Source organism: Flavobacterium sp. (assembly GCF_027483985.1).
Classification (GTDB): domain Bacteria; phylum Bacteroidota; class Bacteroidia; order Flavobacteriales; family Flavobacteriaceae; genus Flavobacterium.
In genome coordinates, this window is sequence record NZ_JAIXTJ010000052.1 from 1 (window position 1) to 22,252 (window position 22,252).

The 22,252-nt window shown below is 32.4% G+C and carries 22 protein-coding genes; 11 read left to right on the top strand and 11 right to left on the bottom strand.

The genetic code is table 11. The annotated features are described in order from the left end of the window. Window positions 1-2,799: T9SS type A sorting domain-containing protein (locus Q0050_RS13395; RefSeq protein ID WP_298396810.1), on the top strand; the 2,799-nt coding region annotated here is incomplete at its 5' end. A 175-nt stretch (window positions 2,800-2,974) separates the two neighbouring features. Then, complete coding sequence (locus Q0050_RS13400) at window positions 2,975-3,433, top strand: hypothetical protein (protein WP_298396813.1); 459 nt, start codon at window positions 2,975-2,977, stop codon at window positions 3,431-3,433. A gap of 87 nt (window positions 3,434-3,520) precedes the next feature. On the opposite strand, the gene Q0050_RS13405 is transcribed toward Q0050_RS13400, so the two are convergent. The 4 genes from Q0050_RS13405 to Q0050_RS13420 form a co-directional block, all read right to left on the bottom strand. After that, entirely contained in the window at window positions 3,521-4,699 is a 1,179-nt protein-coding gene (locus Q0050_RS13405) for an AIR synthase related protein (protein ID WP_298396815.1), read from the bottom strand. Window positions 4,700-4,801: 102 nt separating this feature from the next. Beyond that, the gene (locus Q0050_RS13410; protein WP_298396817.1) at window positions 4,802-5,593 is read right to left on the bottom strand and encodes an OmpA family protein; all 792 of its coding nucleotides are present in this window, start codon (window positions 5,591-5,593) and stop codon (window positions 4,802-4,804) included. Window positions 5,594-5,597: 4 nt separating this feature from the next. After that, on the bottom strand, window positions 5,598-6,452 hold the full coding sequence (locus tag Q0050_RS13415; RefSeq protein ID WP_298396819.1) for an OmpA family protein: 855 nt from the start codon (window positions 6,450-6,452) through the stop codon (window positions 5,598-5,600). A 126-nt stretch (window positions 6,453-6,578) separates the two neighbouring features. Further along, window positions 6,579-8,768, bottom strand: coding sequence for a glutamine synthetase III (locus Q0050_RS13420; protein WP_298396823.1), 2,190 nt, complete (start codon window positions 8,766-8,768; stop codon window positions 6,579-6,581). A 239-nt stretch (window positions 8,769-9,007) separates the two neighbouring features. Here Q0050_RS13420 and Q0050_RS13425 point away from each other — a divergent pair, with 239 nt between their 5' ends. Continuing rightward, entirely contained in the window at window positions 9,008-9,976 is a 969-nt protein-coding gene (locus Q0050_RS13425; protein WP_298396826.1) for a TerC family protein, read from the top strand. Window positions 9,977-10,043: 67 nt separating this feature from the next. Here the strand turns inward: Q0050_RS13425 and Q0050_RS13430 are convergent, their stop codons facing one another. Then, complete coding sequence (locus Q0050_RS13430) at window positions 10,044-10,553, bottom strand: hypothetical protein (RefSeq protein WP_298396829.1); 510 nt, start codon at window positions 10,551-10,553, stop codon at window positions 10,044-10,046. Between the two features lie 89 nt (window positions 10,554-10,642). On the opposite strand from Q0050_RS13430, the gene Q0050_RS13435 reads away from it, so the two are divergent. Genes Q0050_RS13435 through Q0050_RS13445 form a run of 3 tightly spaced genes read left to right on the top strand, consistent with a single transcriptional unit; the run spans window position 10,643 to window position 11,719 of the window. Next, a complete protein-coding gene (locus Q0050_RS13435) occupies window positions 10,643-11,206 on the top strand; it encodes a DUF1543 domain-containing protein (RefSeq protein WP_298396832.1) in 564 nt (187 codons plus the stop codon). 2 nt (window positions 11,207-11,208) lie between these two features. Then, on the top strand, window positions 11,209-11,352 hold the full coding sequence (locus Q0050_RS13440; protein WP_298396835.1) for a hypothetical protein: 144 nt from the start codon (window positions 11,209-11,211) through the stop codon (window positions 11,350-11,352). Then, a complete protein-coding gene (locus Q0050_RS13445; protein WP_298396838.1) occupies window positions 11,345-11,719 on the top strand; it encodes a YchJ family metal-binding protein in 375 nt (124 codons plus the stop codon). The genes Q0050_RS13440 and Q0050_RS13445 overlap by 8 nt, the downstream gene beginning before the upstream one ends. A 14-nt stretch (window positions 11,720-11,733) precedes the next feature. Here the strand turns inward: Q0050_RS13445 and Q0050_RS13450 are convergent, their stop codons facing one another. The 3 genes from Q0050_RS13450 to Q0050_RS13460 all read right to left on the bottom strand — a co-directional run bounded on the left by Q0050_RS13450 (window position 11,734) and on the right by Q0050_RS13460 (window position 16,447). Continuing rightward, the gene (locus Q0050_RS13450) at window positions 11,734-12,216 is read right to left on the bottom strand and encodes a GyrI-like domain-containing protein (RefSeq protein ID WP_298396840.1); all 483 of its coding nucleotides are present in this window, start codon (window positions 12,214-12,216) and stop codon (window positions 11,734-11,736) included. Window position 12,217: 1 nt separating this feature from the next. Then, window positions 12,218-12,901, bottom strand: a complete 684-nt coding sequence (locus tag Q0050_RS13455; RefSeq protein ID WP_298396842.1) for a transposase — start codon at window positions 12,899-12,901, stop codon at window positions 12,218-12,220. Window positions 12,902-13,018: 117 nt separating this feature from the next. Next, window positions 13,019-16,447: a methylmalonyl-CoA mutase family protein gene (locus Q0050_RS13460; RefSeq protein WP_298396844.1), complete on the bottom strand. Its 3,429-nt coding sequence runs from the start codon at window positions 16,445-16,447 to the stop codon at window positions 13,019-13,021. A 233-nt stretch (window positions 16,448-16,680) separates the two neighbouring features. Here Q0050_RS13460 and Q0050_RS13465 point away from each other — a divergent pair, with 233 nt between their 5' ends. Further along, on the top strand, window positions 16,681-17,391 hold the full coding sequence (locus tag Q0050_RS13465; RefSeq protein ID WP_298396846.1) for a DUF4197 domain-containing protein: 711 nt from the start codon (window positions 16,681-16,683) through the stop codon (window positions 17,389-17,391). A gap of 208 nt (window positions 17,392-17,599) precedes the next feature. Here the strand turns inward: Q0050_RS13465 and Q0050_RS13470 are convergent, their stop codons facing one another. Genes Q0050_RS13470 through pyrF form a run of 3 tightly spaced genes read right to left on the bottom strand, consistent with a single transcriptional unit; the run spans window position 17,600 to window position 19,703 of the window. Then, window positions 17,600-18,382 (bottom strand): alpha/beta hydrolase, encoded by a 783-nt coding sequence (locus Q0050_RS13470; protein WP_298396848.1) that lies wholly within the window; start codon window positions 18,380-18,382, stop codon window positions 17,600-17,602. Further along, on the bottom strand, window positions 18,379-18,882 hold the full coding sequence (locus tag Q0050_RS13475; protein WP_298396850.1) for a hypothetical protein: 504 nt from the start codon (window positions 18,880-18,882) through the stop codon (window positions 18,379-18,381). Before Q0050_RS13475 ends, Q0050_RS13470 begins: the two co-directional genes overlap by 4 nt. After that, window positions 18,882-19,703, bottom strand: a complete 822-nt coding sequence (gene pyrF / locus Q0050_RS13480; RefSeq protein WP_298396853.1) for an orotidine-5'-phosphate decarboxylase — start codon at window positions 19,701-19,703, stop codon at window positions 18,882-18,884. Before pyrF ends, Q0050_RS13475 begins: the two co-directional genes overlap by 1 nt. Window positions 19,704-19,910: 207 nt before the next feature. Here pyrF and Q0050_RS13485 point away from each other — a divergent pair, with 207 nt between their 5' ends. From Q0050_RS13485 to Q0050_RS13500, 4 genes are all read left to right on the top strand, one after another. After that, window positions 19,911-20,555 (top strand): porin family protein, encoded by a 645-nt coding sequence (locus tag Q0050_RS13485; protein WP_298396856.1) that lies wholly within the window; start codon window positions 19,911-19,913, stop codon window positions 20,553-20,555. A gap of 77 nt (window positions 20,556-20,632) precedes the next feature. Beyond that, entirely contained in the window at window positions 20,633-21,070 is a 438-nt protein-coding gene (locus tag Q0050_RS13490) for a hypothetical protein (RefSeq protein WP_298396859.1), read from the top strand. A 109-nt stretch (window positions 21,071-21,179) separates the two neighbouring features. Then, window positions 21,180-21,731 (top strand): AraC family transcriptional regulator, encoded by a 552-nt coding sequence (locus Q0050_RS13495; protein ID WP_298396862.1) that lies wholly within the window; start codon window positions 21,180-21,182, stop codon window positions 21,729-21,731. A 21-nt stretch (window positions 21,732-21,752) separates the two neighbouring features. Continuing rightward, window positions 21,753-22,199, top strand: a complete 447-nt coding sequence (locus Q0050_RS13500; protein WP_298396864.1) for a response regulator — start codon at window positions 21,753-21,755, stop codon at window positions 22,197-22,199. The last annotated feature ends 53 nt before the right edge of the window (window positions 22,200-22,252 follow it).

The following is a 22,252-nucleotide window of genomic DNA, read 5'->3' on the forward strand; positions in this document are numbered from 1 at the left end:
AACTTAAAAGGTGGTGGTATCACAAATACAAATGGTACAATCACAATAAATAATAATTCTGCAATCACTTCTAACATTTCACTTGGTGCTGCTGCTCCAACTGATGGTGGTGGTGGTATTTATATCGCTGCAGGAACTGTTAATGTAACTGGTGGTTCTATTGCTTCTAACAAAGCGATCACTGCTGGTGGTTCTGGTGGTGGTGTATTCAACTTTGCTGGGACTTTCTCTGCAAACGGTACATCAATTACACAAAACATTTCAAATAGAGCTGGTGGTGGTATCGAATCTGCTGCAGGTTCAACTACTAATTTAACTAACGTTATTTTAAATGCAAACAATACTGGAGTAATTGCTTCAGGTGCAACTGCTGCTACTCCAGGAAATGGTGGTGGATTCCACATAACTGGTGCAGGTAATGCAACTATCATTGGTGGTACTGCAAATGACAATTTAGCAGCTCAAGAAGGTGGTGCTTTATGGAATGGTTCTGGAACAATGAATGTGTCTAATATCACTGTAAATAACAATTTAGCTTTAGGAAACTTAGCAGATGATGGTGGTGCTGGATTATTCAACAACGCTGGAACATTAAATATCAGCAATGCTATTGTTACAAATAACAGAGCTACTGGAACTTTAGGTTCTGGTGGAGGTATCTTTGGTTTGAACGGAAGTATTTCTGTAACTAATTCATCTTTAGATTCTAACTCAGCAAACAGAGCTGGTGGTGCTATCGAAGTTGTAAATGGTACATTGACTATTTCAAACACCAACATGACTAATAATGATGTTGATGGTGGTGCTGGAACTCCTGCTCCAGGAAATGGTGGTGCATTACATATTACTGGTGTAACAACAACTACAATTACTGGTGGTGTTGTGACTGGAAATGAAGCAAGACGTGAAGGCGGTGGTTTATGGAACCAAACTGGAAGTACAATGACTGTAACTAATGTAAAAATTGATGCTAACATTGCGAGAGGTAATGGTGTTGCTTTTGGTGGTGGTGGTATCTTCGTGAACGGTGGAAACACTATAGTTAATTCATCTTCAATTACAAATAACGTATCTACTGGTGCTGCTGGAAATGGTGGTGGAGTTCACGTTAAAACAGGTTCTGCTACAATAAATACAACAACAATCTCTGGAAACACTTCTGCATCTAATGGTGGTGGTATATTCAGTAATGCTGGTTTGACTTTAAATGCTGTAACTATTGCTAACAACTCAGCTGTTGTGGGTGGTGGAATTGCAAATACAAGTTCTTCTTTACCTGCTTTGAAAAATACAATTGTAGCTTCTAATACAGCTTCAACAGATTCAGATGTTTCTTCTACTACTGGTGCATTTGTATCAAATGGATTTAACTTAATTGGAAGAGCTTCAGCAGCGGCATTCGTTGCTTCTACTGGAGATATCGTTGGAACTAACGCTACACCAGTAAATCCATTATTAGCAAGCTTAGCTAACAATGGCGGAACTACATTGACACATGCATTACTAGCATCAAGTCCTGCAATCAACAAAGGTAATGCTAATGATATGTTTGCTGATCAACTTGGAAATCCAGTTTTCGCTGGACGAAGAGATATAGGTGCATTTGAAAGTCAAAATAGAGGAATTCTATTAGGTTCTTTACCTGCTGCAACTTGTGGTACTACACTTTCTGGATGGTATTCTACAATTACAGCTAATTTTGCTTCTGGTGCAACAAACTATAGATATAGAATTACTAAAGTTGACGCAACTGATGCTCCAATTGGATCACCTGTTGTTATAGAAAGATCTGTAAACAACATTTCTTTAGCTAATGTTCCAGGAACAACTTACAATTCAACTTACAGAATTGAAGTATCTGTTTTCTTTGATAACATGTGGCAACCTTACGGACCATCATGTAATGTGAGCACTCCAAACCCAGTTAGCACAATTGGTAATCAGTGTGGAACTACTTTAACATCATTTAGTCAATTTGTAACGGCTAATCCTGTACCTGTAGTAACTGCTTACAGATTTAGAGTTACAAGACTAAACAACCAATTACAAGCAGTTGGATTGCCACAAGAATACACTAGCTCTAGCAATAAATTTAATATGAACCAATTAGTTGGTATATTATATGCTACAACTTATAGTGTAGAAGTTGCTTTAAGAAATACTGACGGTACTTTCTTGCCTTACAACGTAGCTTGTAACATAGTTACTCCTAATCATCCAACAACTCAAATTTCAGCTAATCAGTGTGGTAACTATTCAGTTCCAAGCAACACAACGCTTATTTTTGCTGATGGTGTAAATGGAGCAACTCAATACAGATTTAGATTATTCAATGCTAATTTTGATACGACATATACTACAAGTAGTAACCGATTTACATTGAATAATTTCCCTACTTTGACGCCAGGTATGTATTCTGTTCAAGTAGCTGTTAAGTTACCAAACGAACCAGAATTTGGTCCTTATGGTGCAACATGTTCACTTAGAACTCCAGGTTTCAGCGGTACTGTTGGTAAAGATGCAAATTTCGCTAGAACTACTGATGCATTTACTGGATTTGAAGTTTCTTCCTACCCTAACCCATTCAACGGATCATTCCAATTGAATGTGAAAGCTAATGCTGATGAAACTATAGCAATCGTAGTATATGACATGGTTGGAAAACTTGTTGAAAACAGAACATTAACATTAACAGATATTGAAAATGTTACTATAGGAGAATCTTATCAAGCTGGTATATACAATGTAATTGTATCTCAAGGCAATAATAGCAAAGCAATTCGCGTTATTAAAAGATAATTTCTTTAAATAGAATACAATGTTACTTAAGAGGCAATCGTAATGATTGCCTCTTTTGTTTATTAACCATTGCGCTTTATGAAAAAAGAGGAACTCTTATTAAAAGAAATTTTGTTATTTTCACAAGTAATTATTCAAATGTTACAGCCTTATAGGATATTCTAAAGATGCTTTTATGAAAATTGTACTTAAAATTGTGTCCCTTTTTCCAATCTTATTTCTATCAGGTTGTAAAAAACACGATACTATTTCATTTGATGGAAAAACATTAATTGGTTTCGAAGCAATAAAAGTTGCTATTGACCCAAAACGACCTCAATATAAATGGTTTTATAAAACCAAAATAACATTCAAAAAAGATAGCGTTTTTATCCAAAAATCCCCAATTTCTGTTTACAAAAAAGATACTTTATATTCAGCCAGTGATGGAGGATTTTATAGTTACAAAGGAATATGGAACGATACAAATGGTAAAATCGAAGTTAATGTAATCGAAACCAATTGCAATTATTGTCCAGAATCAATGCAAGAAATCAGGAAAGGCGTTTACCAAAAAGTAATTCGCAAGAAAGAATATAAAGGCAAAAGAACGAATAAAGGTTTGAATTTAAATGGAATTGAATTTAAATCATAAACTATTATTCGAACAAAATCAGCAAACAATTAAGACTATTTTTTACAAATAAAACCAACCTTACCTTTCAAAATATATCCTAAAAAACTAATACTCAAACTTACCATACTCACTTATTATAGTAAGTTTTTTTGTTTCGCTTGCTTCTACTCTACCTACAATTTGAGCTTCCACACCAAAAGAATTTGAAATAGCAATAATATCATTGGCAATTTCTTGAGGTACATAAACTTCCATTCTATGACCACAATTGAACACTTGGTACATTTCTTTCCAATCGGTTTTAGATTGCACTTGAATTAATTGAAATAAGGGTGGCACAGGAAATAAATTATCTTTAATAACGTGCACATTATCTACAAAATGTAATACTTTAGTTTGTGCTCCACCAGAACAATGTACCATTCCATGAATGTCGTTAGGAGAATATTTATCTAAAATAGCTTTGATTATTGGCGCATAAGTACGCGTTGGCGACAGCACTAATTTTCCGGCATCAATTGGAGCATTTTCAACAGCATCGGTCAATTTTACGTTACCAGAATACACTAAATCTTTTGGTACTGCACTATCAAAACTCTCTGGAAATTTTTCTGCTAAATAATTCGCAAAAACATCGTGTCGTGCTGATGTTAATCCGTTGCTTCCCATTCCGCCATTGTAACTTTTTTCGTAATTGGCTTGACCAAAACTTGCCATTCCTACAATGACATCACCAGGCTTTATATTGGCATTATCGATAACTTTGCTACGTTTCATTCGAGCTGTTACGGTTGAATCAACAATTATGGTTCTAACTAAATCTCCAACATCAGCTGTTTCACCACCAGTAGAATGAATGGTTACACCAAACGATTTTAATTCCTCTATCAATTCTTCAGTTCCGTTGATAATTGCTGAAATTACCTCGGCTGGAATCAAATTTTTATTTCTTCCGATGGTAGATGAAAGCAAAATATTATCGGTTGCACCAACGCACAATAAATCATCAATATTCATTATTAAAGCGTCTTGAGCAATGCCTTTCCAAACCGAAATATCGCCAGTTTCCTTCCAGTACATATAAGCCAAAGACGATTTTGTTCCAGCACCATCGGCGTGCATTATCAAACAATAGTCATCGTCATTAGTTAAATAATCGGGAACAATTTTGCAAAATGCCTTTGGAAATAATCCTTTATCAATATTCTTGATGGCATTATGCACATCTTCTTTAGAGGCAGAAACTCCGCGCAAAGCGTAGCGTTGGCTATTATCAGAACTCATTTGTTGTAGTTAGTTGCCCATCGACAAGCTCAGGGTAAATGTTGTTGCGCAAATATAATTCAAAGATTGTAGAAAGCCGATTTCAGAAGAGCATTTTTATTTTTAATTTTCAACAATTAAAATTTCAACTCTACGATTTTCGTCTTCCTCAAGAGCATTTTTTTCTGGAATAGGATGAATAGGTCTCGAAACACCGTAACCTTTGAAAGTCATTCGCTTTCTATCAATTTTATTTCGAATCAAGTAATTATAAACCGTCTTTGCTCTTGCCGCAGAAATAGGATCATCTTTATCATTTAATTTACAACATATATGTCCTTGAATTTCAATAATCAACTTCGGATTATCTTCCATAATACATAACAATTCATATAAAACAGACTCTGATTTTGGTACAATCTTAGCAGAATTATTGAAAAAATAAATATTATCTAGCTTTATTAAATCTCCTTTTTTAGCAAGTTTTACTTTATCCTTTAAAGGCTCTTTTGAAAGTACTTTATTTTTTTCGCCCAAAATAACTTCCTTTTTTTCTTGAAAAATGATAGTTACTCTCCTATTCTCACTTTGGTTTTTAGATTGTTCAAAATCTTCACCAAATCCACGAATCTCAATATCTTTCCTGACTTCAATGCCGCTTTCTTTTAAAAAATTATAAACTTCATTTACTCTTTTTAAAGCAAGTGTATCATTATAAGAATTCGTTCCTTTCCAATCGCAAAAACCATACAACTTAATTACTTGGTAATTTTTACCTTCTGCAATCCAAGTATTGATTTTTTTTACTGCTTCGTCATTAAGATTGAACTTATCGAAATCAAAATATACGTTAAGTTTCTCTTGTGCTTGTGCAAAAAAGGGAAAGAATATTATAAGAAATAGATACTTTTTCATAATATTATTTGTCTAAAACCATTATCTCAACTCTTCTGTTTCTGGCTGCTTCAAATTCGCTTTTCTCCGGAATGGCGAACTTGGGTTTGGAAACACCAAATCCTTTGACCTTAACCCTAGCATCTGCAATTCCTTCTGATATCAAAATTCTTCTTACTTGCTTAGCTCTATCCAACGAAAGATTTCTTGCATCTTTTTGTACACAACAAATGTGTCCTTGAATTTCAATTTTTAGCTTCGGAAATTTATTCATAACCAAAATCAATTCATCGATAGCTCTTTTAGAAGAAGGAATTATTGCAAACGTATTAACGTGAAAATTAATATCTTCTAGTCGAATCAAAGTTCCTTTTGTAGAAAGATTTATCTTATCTAAAAGCGTTGCACCTTCGGGAAAATTCATCGCTTCTTCCTCAATTGGCACAGTTTCCTCTTCGACCACAACTTTGGGCTTAATTCCTAATATTTCGTTTTCACGAGCTAAATCTTTTTCGAGTATGTAGTGAATTATTGCTTTTCGATTTTCAGCTTTAATTGTAGAAGTGGCGCCTTTTTCACCTAAGCTAATAGTTTTAAAATCTTCTCGAATTTTCAATTTTCCATTAACTTTTGCATAAATAGAATTTACACGTTTTAAAGAAAGCGTGTCATTAAATCCAGACGAACCAACCTCATCAGTGGAACCAGTGATTGAAAGAATTTTTGAGGTTTTATTTTCTAGTATCCATTTATCAAGTTTAGCTTGTTCTGTTTTATTTAGGTCAAATTTATTATTATCAAAATAAACAACAAACTGTTCTTGAGCACTTACCCATTGAAATGAAACTAGCAGTACTGCAAATCGTAAAATTTTAGTCATATTCATATAACGAATTTAAACAAAATTAATTGTAGAATGCAAAAGTTGTTCCACAAAAAAACCTGCTAATTTCTTAACAGGTTTTATCTATTCTCTTTATTCTATTTTCTATTCTCTTAAAAAAAACTATCTCGTAAATAATAACTCTCTGTATTTAGTTAATGTCCAAATTTCGTCATCAACTAAAAGTTCTAATTTATCACAGTGTTCTCTAATTACATCAAAATAAGGTTTCACTTTATCGCAATAAGATTCTGCCATTTTTTGAGCATCAGTTAGTGCATTTGCTTTTTTACGAGCTTCTGTCATAGCATCAACATTAGAATTAATTCCTTCAATATGCGCTGATATTTCTTTGATAATTGTGATTTGCTCTTTTGCAATATTTTCAAACTCTTTTCCAAAAATATCTTTTAATCCACGAACGTTTTCAATTAAAGTATTTTGGTAACGAATAGCTGTTGGAATCACGTGATTACGGGCAATATCGCCTAAAACACGACCTTCAATTTGGATTTTTTTAGTGTATTCTTCTAATTCAATTTCGTAACGTGCTTCTACCTCAACGTGGTTCATCACATTTAAATCTTTGAATAAATCTAACGCTTTTTGAGACACTTTAGCTTTCAAAGCAGCAGGAGTAGTTTTGTGATTACTCAAGCCACGTTTTTTAGCTTCTTTTTCCCAAGCATCACTATATCCATCGCCTTCAAAAAGAATATTTTTAGTTTCTTTGATGTATTCTCTCAATACATTAAAGATTGCTTCGTCTTTCTTTAAATCTTTTTTCTCAATTAAAGAATCTACTTCTTTTTTGAATTCTTTCAATTGTTTTGCAACGATTGAATTTAAAGTTGTCATTGCATTAGCACAATTTGCAGAAGAACCAACGGCTCTAAATTCAAATTTATTTCCTGTGAAAGCAAATGGTGATGTTCTATTTCTATCGGTATTGTCCAACATTACGTCTGGAATTTTACCCACAACATTTAGTTTTAAATCGGTTTTTTCTTCTGGTGATAATTTTCCATTAGAAACACCTTCTAATTCTGCTAAAACTTTGGTCAATTGTTCTCCAATGAAAACAGAGATAATTGCTGGTGGCGCTTCATTTGCACCCAATCTATGGTCATTACTTGCCGTTGCAATAGCTGCACGAAGTAATTCTTCATATTCATTTACCGCTTTAATTGTATTAATAAAGAAAGACAAGAATTGTAAATTGCTCATTGGCGTTTTACTTGGTGAAAGTAAATTTACTCCAGTATCTGTAGCCAATGACCAGTTGTTATGTTTTCCAGAACCATTTACTCCTTTAAAAGGTTTTTCGTGAAATAGCACTTTAAAATCGTGACGTTCTCCTACTTTAGACATTACATCCATTAATAAAGAGTTGTGGTCTACGGCTAAATTAGTTTCTTCAAAAATTGGTGCTAACTCAAATTGATTTGGAGCTACTTCATTATGACGTGTTTTTACCGGAATTCCCAATAACATACATTCTTCTTCTAATTCTCTCATATAATTAAGAGCACGAGAAGGAATAGAACCAAAATAATGATCGTCTAATTGTTGTCCTTTTGCAGAAGTATGACCAAGTAATGTTCTTCCAGTCATCACTAAATCGGGACGTGAATTTGCTAAAGAAGAATCAATCAAGAAATATTCTTGTTCCCAACCTAAAGTAGCGGTTACTTTTTTAACATTCTTATCAAAATATTTACATACTTCAGTTGCTGCTTCATCAACTGCATTTAAAGCACGTAAAAGTGGTGTTTTATAATCTAAAGCTTCACCTGTATAAGAAATGAATACTGTTGGAATACATAAAGTTGTACCGAAAATAAATGCTGGAGAAGTTGGATCCCAAGCAGTATATCCACGAGCTTCGAAGGTGTTTCTAATTCCACCATTTGGGAAAGAAGAAGCGTCTGGTTCTTGTTGTACTAATTGACCTCCACCAAATTTTTCTACTGCATCTGAACCATCATAAGAAGTTTCAAAAAAGGCATCGTGTTTCTCAGCTGTTGTACCAGTTAAAGGTTGAAACCAGTGAGTATAATGAGTCACACCTTTAGAAAGTGCCCACTCTTTCATACCCATTGCGATATAATCGGCTAATTTTCTATCAATTTTCGTTCCGTGTTGGACTGCATCTTTCACTCCTTTATAAGCATCTGAAGTTAAATACTGCTTCATTGCTTTATCATTAAAAACATTTGAACCAAAAAGATCTGATTTTCTTCCTGCTTCTTCAAATTTTACTGGCTTTCTGCCTGATGCATCTTTTAATGCTTGGAAACGTAAAGTTGACATAAAAATAGTTTTAAAAAGTTATACCCTATTATTTTGATGCAAATATAACAATATTTTGATTCAAAAATAATTATACCCTATTTTTTTAGGGGTAAAATTAATAAATTGCAAATTTTGTAATCCAAATTCGAATTAAATAGATAAAAAACCGTCTTGCTATTAGAATTAACTTTTTGGAATTCGTTTTTTGTTATTTGGAATTTTATAATGTTATCTTTGCAACACTTAAAACAAGTACAATGGTTTGGATATTATTTTTCGCGTTAGTTTTTATAATTTTAGCTTTAGACTTGGGTGTTTTTAATAAAACGCCACATATTATTAGTACAAAAGAAGCTAGCAAATGGACTGCCATTTGGGTAACTGTTTCTTTTTTATTCTCGGGCGTAATTTATTGGCTTTACGGAACAGATTACATCAAAAACCCAACCGAATTAACCCAAACTGGCGCTGCACTAAAATTCATAACCGGATATTTAATAGAATTATCTTTAAGTGTAGATAACATCTTTGTAATTGCGGTAATCTTTGCTTCCTTTAAAATTCCACAAAAATACCAACATAGAGTTTTGTTTTGGGGAATTCTTGGCGCCATCATCTTTCGAGGATTAATGATTTCGTTTGGTGTAATCATCATCAATAAATTTACTTGGACAACGTATCTGTTTGGTGCGTTTTTGATATTTACCGCTGCAAAAATGCTGTTCTCAAAAGAGGAAGATGATTTTGAACCAAAAGATTCTTTTGTCTATAAAACTTTAGGAAAAATTATTCCGATTACCTCTGAACACGATAAAGAGAAATTTTTTATCAAAACTAATAAAGGAAAGGCTGCAACACCATTATTTGTGGCACTTATAATTATTGAAGTGATGGATGTACTCTTTGCAGTAGACAGCGTTCCTGCAATTTTAGCCATTACATCTGATCCGTTTATTGTTTTTAGTTCAAATATTTTTGCGATTCTTGGATTGCGTTCGATGTATTTTTTCTTAGCCAATATGTTGGAGAAATTCAGCTATTTAGAATATAGTTTAATAGCCATTTTAAGTTTTGTAGGTGTAAAAATGTTAGCACACGATTATATTCACATACCAGAATGGGGTTCGCTTTTATTCATTGCGATATCACTTTTGGCTGGTGTTTTATATTCATTGCACAAAGCGAAAGATATTGAAGAACACAAACCATCAAGAGATGAGGAATAAAAAAAGAGGCTGCAATTTCTCACAACCTCTGTCCAAACAAACAAACTATAGACTAACCAAATCTATTTTATTTTAATACTGTTACTTTAGAATCATCGATATTATAAGCTTTTATCACAGCATTGTAATCGTTTAAATCAACAGTATTTGAAGCACTTTTTCCAAAAAAACCAGGAACAATAACTATTCTGAATATTTGGTTTATTCTAAAATTACTTGGTACTGAACCCAAGTCGTTTCCGCGCATAAATAATTGTATATCCTCTTGAGTAAAATCAAAATCGTAACCAAAATCTAAAGTTCCGTCATTAAAGAAGTACGTTTCTGGCTGTATTTTCCAAACATCAGGTCCAGAAGTACTTGTTAATCTATACATCAAGATCATATCTGAACTGAAAATACTATGAGGCAATTGAATAAAATTATTATAATTATTTGAAGCTGTAAACGAACGATTGATTTCAAAAACTTCGCTTATAGTATCATTATCAACTGGTGTATCTCTTACCTCGTTAACGGTACAACTGCTTAGACTTATCATCCCGATAAATGCTAATAATAAAGTAATTTTTCTCATGATTTCTATTTTTTAATGATTAATGATATTTAACCTTATTCAATTGTTGTGCCAAACTTTTATTTTATAAAAAATTGTACCTTTGAACAATGGAAAATAACAAACTATATATGATTATGCTTGGCTGTAGACCAGAAGGTAGATTTACCGAGCAACACGATATTTTTTTTGGAATTGGTCAATCACTGAAAGAATTGATTCCGAGTATGAAAGCATTTTGGCCCGAAGCTAAAGGCAGAATTCATATTGATGCTTGGCGAGAAGTTACTAAAGTCGATGATTTTGTAATTGAAATTCTACCAAAAGGAAAAGCAATCTTTTCTGCTGAAAATTTATTTTTTATCAATCTTGGAGGTTATAAAGAAAATGAATTTGAAGAATATCATTATAAAGTTTTAGCTGTTGGCGAAACCTTAGCAGAAGCATCTAAAATTGCAAAAAAGACAACTTTCTATAAACATTGTACTTTTAAAGGAGCAACTTCTCACATTGATGATAAATTCGGAATTGATGTAGATGATGCTTTTAATGTAAAAGAAATTTTAGCTCCCATTTTTAAAGATAATTTTGATATTGCCATTAGAAAAAACGAAACTGAATTAGAAGATGATGTTCTACATATTGGTTATTTAAAAATTGATAAAATAGTATAATTATGAGCAGAAATAACGAAAGAAACATCAAAAAACATAACGATAAATTACACAAAGAACAAGACAAAGCCAAGGCTAAAAAAGTAGCTCGTGAAGAAAAACTAAAGGCTATGGTTCGAAAATTTAATGAATCAAAAAATGACTAGTTGTTATTGCAACAGCACTATAACTTTTGAAAATTGTTGTCAACCTTTTTTAAAAGGAACTAACAAACCAAAAACTGCCGAAGCTTTAATGCGTTCAAGATACTCGGCATATGTCACTCAAAATGCAGATTATTTAGTTGCTACAACGCATCTTTCTACAAGAAAATTTCACAAAAAATCTGATATTCTAGCTTGGAGTAAAAGCAACCAATGGCTAAAGTTGGAAGTATTATTCTCAACGGAAACTACAGTAACCTTCAAAGCCTATTATTTAGATCATCATTTAAAAGCACAAATACATCACGAACATTCAAGATTTATTTTCGAAAACGATACTTGGTATTATGTTGATGGCGAATTTCTATAAAAAAACCGAAGTTATCAAACTTCGGTTTTTCTTTTAATTGGTATCCAAATTTCTTCTTCAGATTCTGGACTATTATTTTTATACTTCTCACCTAGAATTTCAAATTGCGGATGCGTTCCCAGTTCATAATCTGCATTTGGAAGCCATTCTGTATAAATTGATTTGAAAAAAGATGCCACATTATTTTGATCGCCTTTGTAGTTAAAAACGGCGTACAGTCCTTCTGGAATCTCTAAGGTTTGCATTTCATCAGGAATATTTTCAAATGTTGAAACGGCAACTGCTGCCCATTTTACAAAAGGCGTAGTAGGTTGAAAATCGAAATCCTCAGGATTGATTTGAATATTATATAATTCAGAACCAATTGCATTTTGAATTTCATTGCGTCGTGGCATAAAACTACTCCATAATTCAAATACACGATAATCTGCATATGTAAAGGAAAGGCATTTACCTATGAATTTTGTGGCTGGAAAGGTTTTTATAGTTGCGTTCATATTATTTATAAAATTTATCGTTCTTCCATTTTAATGGATTTTCAAAGATATAATTTTGAATAATATCAAATGATTTTGAATTGCGAATTATATGGTCATAGAATAGGGATTGCCATCCGAAATTGGAATTTATTTTTCTACATTCAAAAGAACAACGTCCTTTGTACCAACGAATTATTTTGGAAATATTTCCGTTCAACATTGGATTTTTTTCACCAGAAAATCCACCACGGTTTTCCTGTAGAGACGCGATTAATCGCGTCTCATTGTTTTCATTGTTTCCATTGTTTTCATTATTTTCATTGATGTTAGACGCGATTAATCGCGTCTCATTGTTTTCGTTATTTTCGTGACAATTGTTAGACGCGATAAATCGCGTCTCTACGGATTTGGACAATAATAAATCGTCAATTTTATTTATTATCAATATCCCATGAACATGGTTCGGCATTACAACAAAATTTCCCAATTCAATAAACGGAAAATGGTTGGGTATTTCCATCCAATATTGTTTCGCCAATATACCAATTTCTGATAATTGCATAATTCCGTTTTGAATATTACCGAAAAAATGTTCTCTGTTTTTTGTGCAGATAGTAATGAAATAGGCACCATTACTGGAATAATCCCAGGTTTGCAATCGCGTAGAAGGAATGCGGTATTTGTTTTTAAATTTATTTTGCATGGCGTTGAATGTTATATTGTTATGCTAAATAATGAATAAATTTTTATAAATGAAAATTTATTGTAAAAAAAAGAGACGCGATAAATCGCGTCTCTACCGAATATAATATTAAAAATATTACATATTCCTTCTGTATTGTCCGCCAACTTCAAATAACGCACTTGTTATTTGTCCTAACGAACAAACTTTGGTGGCTTCCATTAATTTTTCAAAAATATTTTGATTATTTATGGCAGCATCTTGAATGATGTTGATTTGTTCTGCCACTTTACCTCCACTTGTTTTGTGTAAATTAGACAACATATCTATTTGATATTGTTTTTCTTCTTCGGTAGCGCGAATTACTTCTGCTGGAATCACTGTTGGCGAACCTTTTGAACTCAAAAACGTATTCACACCTATAATTGGAAATTCACCTGTGTGTTTCAAAGTTTCATAATACAAACTTTCTTCTTGGATTTTACTTCTTTGATACATTGTTTCCATTGCGCCAAGAACTCCACCACGTTCTGTGATTCTATCAAATTCTAATAAAACAGCTTCTTCTACTAAATCGGTTAATTCTTCAATGATGAACGAACCTTGAATTGGATTTTCGTTTTTAGCTAAACCTAACTCTTTATTAATAATCAACTGAATTGCCATTGCTCTACGAACTGATTCTTCTGTTGGTGTCGTAATTGCTTCGTCATAGGCATTAGTATGCAACGAATTACAATTATCATAAATAGCATACAAAGCTTGCAATGTTGTACGAATATCATTGAAATCAATTTCTTGCGCGTGAAGCGAACGACCCGATGTTTGAATATGATATTTTAACATCTGAGCTCTTTCGTTGGCGCCATATTTTAATTTCAATGCTTTTGCCCATATTTTACGAGCAACACGACCAATAACTGCATATTCTGGATCAATTCCGTTAGAGAAGAAGAAGGATAAATTTGGTCCAAAATCGTTGATGTTCATTCCCCGACTTAAGTAATATTCCACATAAGTAAAACCATTTGCTAATGTAAAAGCCAATTGCGAAATCGGATTTGCACCAGCTTCAGCAATGTGATATCCTGAAATGGAAACCGAATAAAAATTACGAACATTTTGTTTGATGAAATATTCTTGAACGTCACCCATCAATCGCAATGCAAATTCTGTGGAGAAAATACAAGTATTTTGCGCTTGATCTTCTTTTAAAATATCAGCTTGAACCGTTCCACGAACTTGAGCTAATGTTTTAATTTTGATATCATTATAAACATCCAAAGGCAACACTTGATCACCTGTAACACCAAGTAACATCAATCCTAAACCATTATTTCCTTCTGGTAATTCACCTTGATATTTTGGTCTAATGGTTCCTTTTTTCTTATAAATTTCATTGATTCGTGCTTCAACTTCTGTTTGAAGATTATTTTCAATAATATACTTTTCACAATTTTGATCGATAGCTGCATTCATAAAGAATCCAAGCAACATTGGTGCTGGACCATTTATCGTCATCGAAACTGAAGTTAAAGGATGACTTAAATCGAAACCTGAATATAATTTTTTAGCGTCATCTAAACAACAAATCGAAACTCCGGCATTTCCTATTTTTCCATAAATATCTGGACGAACGTGTGGATCATTTCCGTATAATGTTACAGAATCGAATGCCGTTGAAAGACGTTTTGCTGGTAATCCTGCAGATACATAATGAAAACGCTTGTTAGTACGTTCTGGTCCACCTTCACCTGCAAACATTCGACTTGGATCTTCACCTTCACGTTTAAATGGATATAATCCTGAGGTAAAAGGAAATTCGCCAGGCACATTTTCTTGTAAATTCCATTTTAAAATATCACCCCAAGCTTGGTATTTAGGCAAGGCAACTTTCGGAATTTGAGAATGTGATAAACTTTCGCTATGTGTTTTAATTTCAATGACTTTATCACGAACTTTAAAACTATAAATCGGATTTTTATATTTGTTTACTTTTTCGTCCCAAGTTAAAACGATTTCCCAATTGTATGGGTCAAGATTCATTTTTACTCGGTCGAATTCTTTTACTAATAGATTTAAAAACTCATTTCTACTTTCATCTTTTGAATGTAAAATGGTCTCTTCGATTCCAGCTTTTGTTAAAGTTGGCTTACTTCCAAAAACAGTTTCTATTGTTTTGTATATTCCATATAATTTTTGAGCCACTTCAACTTGAGTCAAAGCAGTTTCATCGTATTTTCTATTGTTTTCAGCAATTTCAGATAAATAACGCGTTCTGTGTGGTGGAATTACGAAAATTTTCTCGCTCATTTCACGCGTAATTTCAAAAGTCGATTGCAAATCGGCTCCAGTTTTTTCAACAATTTTATCCATTATTGATTTGTAGAGCGTGTTCATTCCAGGATCGTTGAATTGAGAAGCAATTGTTCCGAAAATCGGCATTGTTTCTGTGTCAACATCCCATAAATTATGATTGCGTTGGTATTGTTTTTTAACATCACGGATGGCATCTAAAGCTCCACGTTTGTCAAATTTATTTAAAGCCACCAAATCGGCAAAATCCAACATATCGATTTTTTCTAACTGTGTTGCAGCACCAAATTCTGGCGTCATTACGTAAAGCGAAACATCAGAGTGGTCCATAATTTCAGTATCACTTTGACCAATTCCAGAAGTTTCTAAAATAATGATGTCATATTTTGCAGCTTTCAAAACTTCGATAGCTTCATTCACATATTTAGATAAAGCCAAATTAGACTGACGAGTTGCCAACGAACGCATATAAACTCTAGGATTGTTAATAGCATTCATACGAATTCTATCGCCTAAAAGTGCGCCACCAGTTTTACGTTTTGATGGATCAACCGAAATTAATCCGATCGTTTTTTCTGGAAAATCGATTAAAAATCTTCTCACTAATTCATCAACTAACGATGATTTTCCAGCACCACCAGTTCCTGTGATTCCTAATACTGGAATTTTATTAGTTTCGTTTTTCTTATGGATTTCATCAAATGCTGCTTTTGCAATTTCAGGAAAATTTTCTGCAGCCGAAATTAATCGTGCAATAGCTGTTGGATTTTTATCTTCAATATGCGAAAGTTCATCGGCTAATTTGTCGCCAACAGGATAATCAGAACGCTGTACTAAATCGTTAATCATTCCTTGCAAACCCATTGCGCGACCATCATCTGGAGAATAAATTCGTTCGATACCATATTCGTGCAGCTCCGAAATTTCTGAAGGAAGAATTACTCCGCCACCACCGCCAAATATTCTAATGTGACCTGCTCCTTTTTCTTTCAGCAAATCATACATATACTTAAAATACTCATTGTGACCACCTTGATAAGACGTCATTGCTATGGCATTAGCATCTTCTTGAATGGCAGTATTTACAACTTCTTCAACACTACGATCGTGACCAAGATGTATTACCTCAACACCTGTTGCTTGGATAATTCTTCGCATGATGTTTATGGCAGCATCGTGACCATCAAAAAGTGATGCAGCAGTTACAATTCTTACTTTATTTTTAGGAATATAAGGCGTTTGTAGTTCCATTTGTAATTTTTATTCAAATTTAGGAGTGCAATTTACGAATTTAATAATTTTTATACGATTTAATTACACAGAAATTATTGAAGGATAATCAAGTAGAAAGTAAGCTACAACTTAAAATATAACACACTGAATTTCAGTATATTTTAGAAATATAAAATCAATCTTATCATTTATTTATGATTATTTAGTTTGTGAGGCATTATATTTGATGAAATTAGAAAAAACATCTATTTATGAAAAAAATAATCTTACTAACTTTTACAGCATTTACTTTTTCTAGTTGTGCTGAAATGCAACAAATTGCAAATCAATTACCTGGAGTTTTAGAGCAAGGAAATATAGATATTGCTGGCGGTTTGAAAGAAGCTTTGAACAACGGAATCACAAAACAAGTAACAAAGCTTACTGCTGTAGATGGATTCTATAAAAATGAAATGGTAAAAATATTGCTGCCAGAAGAATTAAAAAAAGTAGATTCAGGATTGCGAAAAATTGGGCTTGGAAGTCTCGCAGATGAAGGATTAAAAGCCATTAACCGAACTGCAGAAGATGCTGTAAAAACAGCTACTCCAATATTTGTTGACGCTATAAAAGGAATGACTTTTACCGATGCCAAAAATATTTTAATGGGAAATGAAAGCGCAGCAACAACTTATTTACAAAGTTCCACCTCAACAGCTTTGTACTCAAAATTTAATCCTGTGATTAAAAATTCATTTGCTAAAGTTGGTGCCGATAAAGTTTGGGCCAACATCATCAATAAATACAATGCGATTCCGTTAGTAAAAAAAGTTAATCCTGATTTGACCGATTATACAACCAACAAAGCAATGGAAGGCGTTTTCAAAATGGTTGCAGTCGAAGAGAAAAACATCAGAACTGATTTAAGTTCAAGATCATCTGATTTATTGAAAAAAGTATTTGCTTTGCAAGATAAAAAATAGTTTAAACACTTATTTTTAAACTATTAGACTGAACCACAAGTAAAGTTAAAAATTTAGTTTTCAATAAGATAGATATAACATTAACTTAACATTTACCAGTCTAAAATTTTAGATATTTGCATCGTAATAAATGAAGATTTATTATTTTGTTTGGTTTAGGTTAGTTAAAAAAATTGCCAATGTTTGAGAAAGCGTTGGCTTTTTCTTTTTAATTGTTTTGGATAAAAGAGATTACTTCTTTATTAAAAATGATAGGTTGCTCAACATTTACCACGTGTCCGCAGTTTTCGATTACAAATAATTTAGATGATTTGTAATGTTTTTCAACCACTTTTTTCACTGAAGGCAAAAACATATAATCTTCTTGACCCATTACATAAAAGGTAGGAATATTTAGCTCTTGTTGACGGAACCATTTTAAAACCGGATTTATTTCGGCCGTTAATTTAAACCATCTTATGAACTCTTTTTGATATAATTTTTTGGCTTCATTTATAAACAATAATCGTGATTGTTTGTGGTTTTTATTTGGCATTATCACGAAAGCAAAAAACTTGTAAAGCACCAAATAAGGCAAAACATACTTGAATATATTTCCTAATCGCATTAAAATTTGAGAACGAAAATTCATTTTAAGAATTGCGCCACCCATAATCATACTCTTCACTCTTTTGGGATGCATTTCTGCCAATTGTCGAATTACAATTGTTCCAAGAGAAATCCCTACAAAATGGGAAGATTTTATTTGTAAATGATCTAAAACTTCGAGAACATCATTAGCAATTGATTGGAACGTATATTTTTGTTTGAAAGCCTTTTTAAACTTAGTTGAAGAATCGCCGTGACCTCTTAAATCTAATAGTAAAACATTAAAATGCTTTTGAAACTCTCTGATTTGCTTGAACCATATAGAAGAACTTCCTCCTGCGCCATGCACAAAAGTTACCCATTTTTCGCTGGTTTCATTTTTATATATAGTGTAGGAGATCAATTTTTAGTATCTATAATTTTAGATAGCATTTTATAATTTGTTACCAACAAAAATCCTATTATTATATTTATTGCTTCCAATGACAAATGAAAATAACTAACGCTACTTCCTTCAATAGTAGAAAAATTTACTTTGTATTTGAATACATTTATAACATCTAGTAAAAACCTTGGTGTGTAATCAATAATTAAAAAGCCGCCTATGATTACTATAGCAAGTTTTAAAATGTTTACTGAATTGAAATTGGATAAATTTATAAATTCATCATCAAAACCTTGATCTAATTTTAATAGGTTGATAATTGCATCGGTCTTAAAAAGTAATAGTAAAAATAATCCGCAAGAAATAATTACAGATGCAGTTATCATTAATAGCATTGTAACATCAAAACTGAATAGGACGTTAGAAATATTTTGTGGTATAACACTAAAAATGGAAAGTACAAGGCTATACAATCCGAAGATTTTAATTATTATTCTAAAAAAATCACGTTTTGACATTAATATTTATTCTTTAAAATTACTTCCATCTCAGTTTGCATTTTTAATGCTTCTACTCTAGCCTTTTCAGCAAAATCAATGTCGTTAGAAGCATATAGGATTCCTCGGGATGAATTTATTAAAAGTCCGATATTTTCACTCATTCCGTACTTGCAAACTTCACTTAAACTGCCACCTTGAGCACCAACTCCTGGCACAAGTAGAAAACTGTTTGGAATTATTTTTCTTATTTCGGCAAAATATTCTGCTTTGGTTGCGCCAACAACATACATAAGATTTTCAGCATTTTTCCAAGTAGTCGATGTTTTTATTACGGTTTTATATAAAGCTTCACCATCAACATTTTTTGTTTGAAAATCAAAAGCACCTTCATTTGACGTCAAGGCTAACATAATAGTATGTCTGTTTTCAAAAGCCAAAAACGGTTCCACGGAATCTTTCCCCATATAAGGAGCAACCGTAACCGAATCAAAATTTAAATCTTCAAAAAAAGCTTTAGCATACATTGAAGAAGTGTTTCCGATGTCGCCACGCTTGGCATCGGCAATGGTGAAGATTTCAGGATACTTCTCATTGATATAATTTATGGTCTTTTGCAAAGAGTGCCAACCTTTAATTCCGTAGGCTTCATAAAAAGCCGTATTAGGTTTGTAGGAAACGCATAAATCGTGAGTAGCATCAATTATTGCTTTATTAAATTCAAAAATTGGATCTTCAAGTGCCAATAAATGCTGTGGAATTTTAGTTAAATCAACATCTAAACCAATACATAGAAAGGATTTTTTTAGATGAATTTGTTCAAGGAGTTGTTGTGTTGTCATTTATAAAGTTGTTGTACAAAGATACAAACATCCTAAATTAAATACCTAAAATCTGTAATAATTTAGGTCTTTACCGCTATTTGAAAGGCTTTTATGGCATTCAAATCCAAATCTTCATAAAATCTTGTAATAATATTGAAAATTCTTGTAACGCGTCGCGAAGGATACTATCGCATCTTTGTACCATAACATTTAAATATATAAACTATGAAAATTCAAGTAAAAAAAGCAGCATTAATTTTAACTATGCTAACAGCAACAATTGGTTTTAGTCAGGAGACAGTTTCAGTAGATACTAGAGACTCTTTTAAATTTGGTGTGAAAGCCGGTGTAAACTTTGCAAATGTCTATGATGAAGAAGGACAAGATTTTGTAGCTGAAGGAAAAACTGGTTTTGCAGCTGGTGGTTTCTTGTCTATTCCATTCGGAAAAGTATTAGGATTTCAACCTGAGGTAATGTATTCTCAAAAAGGATTTAAAGCAACAGGTAATTTACTAGGTTTTGGCTATGATTACAATAGAACAAGTACGTTCTTAGACATTCCGTTGTTATTGCAAGTAAAACCTGCACCAATGTTAACCTTAGTTGCTGGTCCACAATTTTCTTATTTATTAGAAACTAAAAATGAGTTTAACAATTCATCATCGAGTACACAAGAAGATGCCATCAACAGCCAAAACTACAAAAAGAACATCTTTGGTTTTGTGGTTGGAGCCGATTTAAACTTTAACAAATTAGTACTTTCTGGAAGAGCAGGTTGGGATATTAATCAATCTGATAGTGACGGAAATTCTACTGACCCAAGATATAAAAATCAAGTAATTCAGTTTACATTAGGTTATACTTTCTAGAATTTTAAATTCTTCTGTAAGAATTATAGTTAACCTAGCACAAACGGTACTTTATCATTATTAAAAAAATAGAAGTTATGAAAAAGATTATAATGTTATCCGTATTAGTAATGATTGCGGCGAGTATAAAAGCACAAACAACAGTCACTGTAAACTTGGGAACGCCACCAGTTTGGGCTGCAGAAGATCGAGTTGCTGTTCAATATTATTACTTGCCAGAAATCGATGTGTACTATGATGTACCGAAGCAGCAGTACATTTATCTATCCAATAGTAATTGGGTTAGAGCTAAAGTGTTGCCAGCGCGATGCAGAAATTATAATTTAAGAGCAGCAAGAGTTGTTTATCTCACAGATTATCGTGGAAATACTCCTTATGTCTATCACAAAAAACATAAAATGAAACACTACCGTCCGGTAAGAAGAAACAGAGTTATTTATGTTAACAATGATGACAATCATCACAAAAAAAGTGAACATAAGGGGAAAAACAAAAAGAAACATAATCGAGATTAATGTAATCACAATAATCGGTATTGATAGCCGTTCAAATAAAATTATTTGAACGGTTTTTTTTTGTAAAAGTTTGTTTAACTTTACCACTATTTAAAACGATGAACTGCCTATGAAACTCTATTTAAAATTTGATTTCAATACTATTGCAAAAATACATTTAGAACAACTTTTGACAAAAAACCAAGTAAAATACAAAACCATTGGATTTGGTGAAATTGAATTATTAGAAACCTTTTCAGAGGAACGAATGACGGAAATCAATGCGCAACTAAATGAAAATGGTATTGAGATTGTAGAAAATCAAAAGAGTATTTTTGTTCAAAAAATTAAGGATGCCATAATTGAAATGATTAATAATAGAGATAATGTTACTGTAAAAAGTTCGATTTATTTATCTGAAAAATTAAACTATAATTACAGTTATATTTCCAACATTTTCTCAGAAGTAACCTATACCTCTATCGAGAATTACATAATCATACAAAAAATTGAGTTAGCCAAACAGTTGATTATTTCAAATGACTTAACTTTAACCGAAATTGCCTATAATTTGAATTATTCAAGTGTTGCCCATTTAAGTACACAATTTAAAAACACAACCGGAATAACACCATCAGCATTTCAAAGAATTATATTAAAAAGAAGAGAAAAAAACCTATAATTAAACCAATATTTACAACCAATGGAAAAAGAATATATCCGTATAATCCTTGCAGATGATGATGAAGATGATAGATTGTTTTTTAGTGATGCCTTTGAAGAACTAAAAATTAATACCAAAGTGCAAACCTATAATGACGGTGTTGAATTGATGAATTACTTAAATACGGAAGATGCTATTCTGCCAAATGTTCTTTTTTTGGATTTAAATATGCCTAAAAAAAACGGTATCGAGTGCCTTCACGAAATTAAGGCTGATAAGAAATTTGAAAACATTGCCATAGCAATTTATTCGACATCATCATCAGAAGAACATATTGAAGAAACATTTGTTAATGGTGCCAATATTTATATTAAAAAACCAAACGACTTCAATACTTTAAAAAAAGTATTATCTGATGTGGTAACACTGAATTGGCAATATCATACTTCGGGCTTAAATAAAGATAATTTTATACTTAGAATGTAGTGGTTAAAATCTTAAACATACATAAAAATCCTCTTTTTCTCAGAATTGTATTT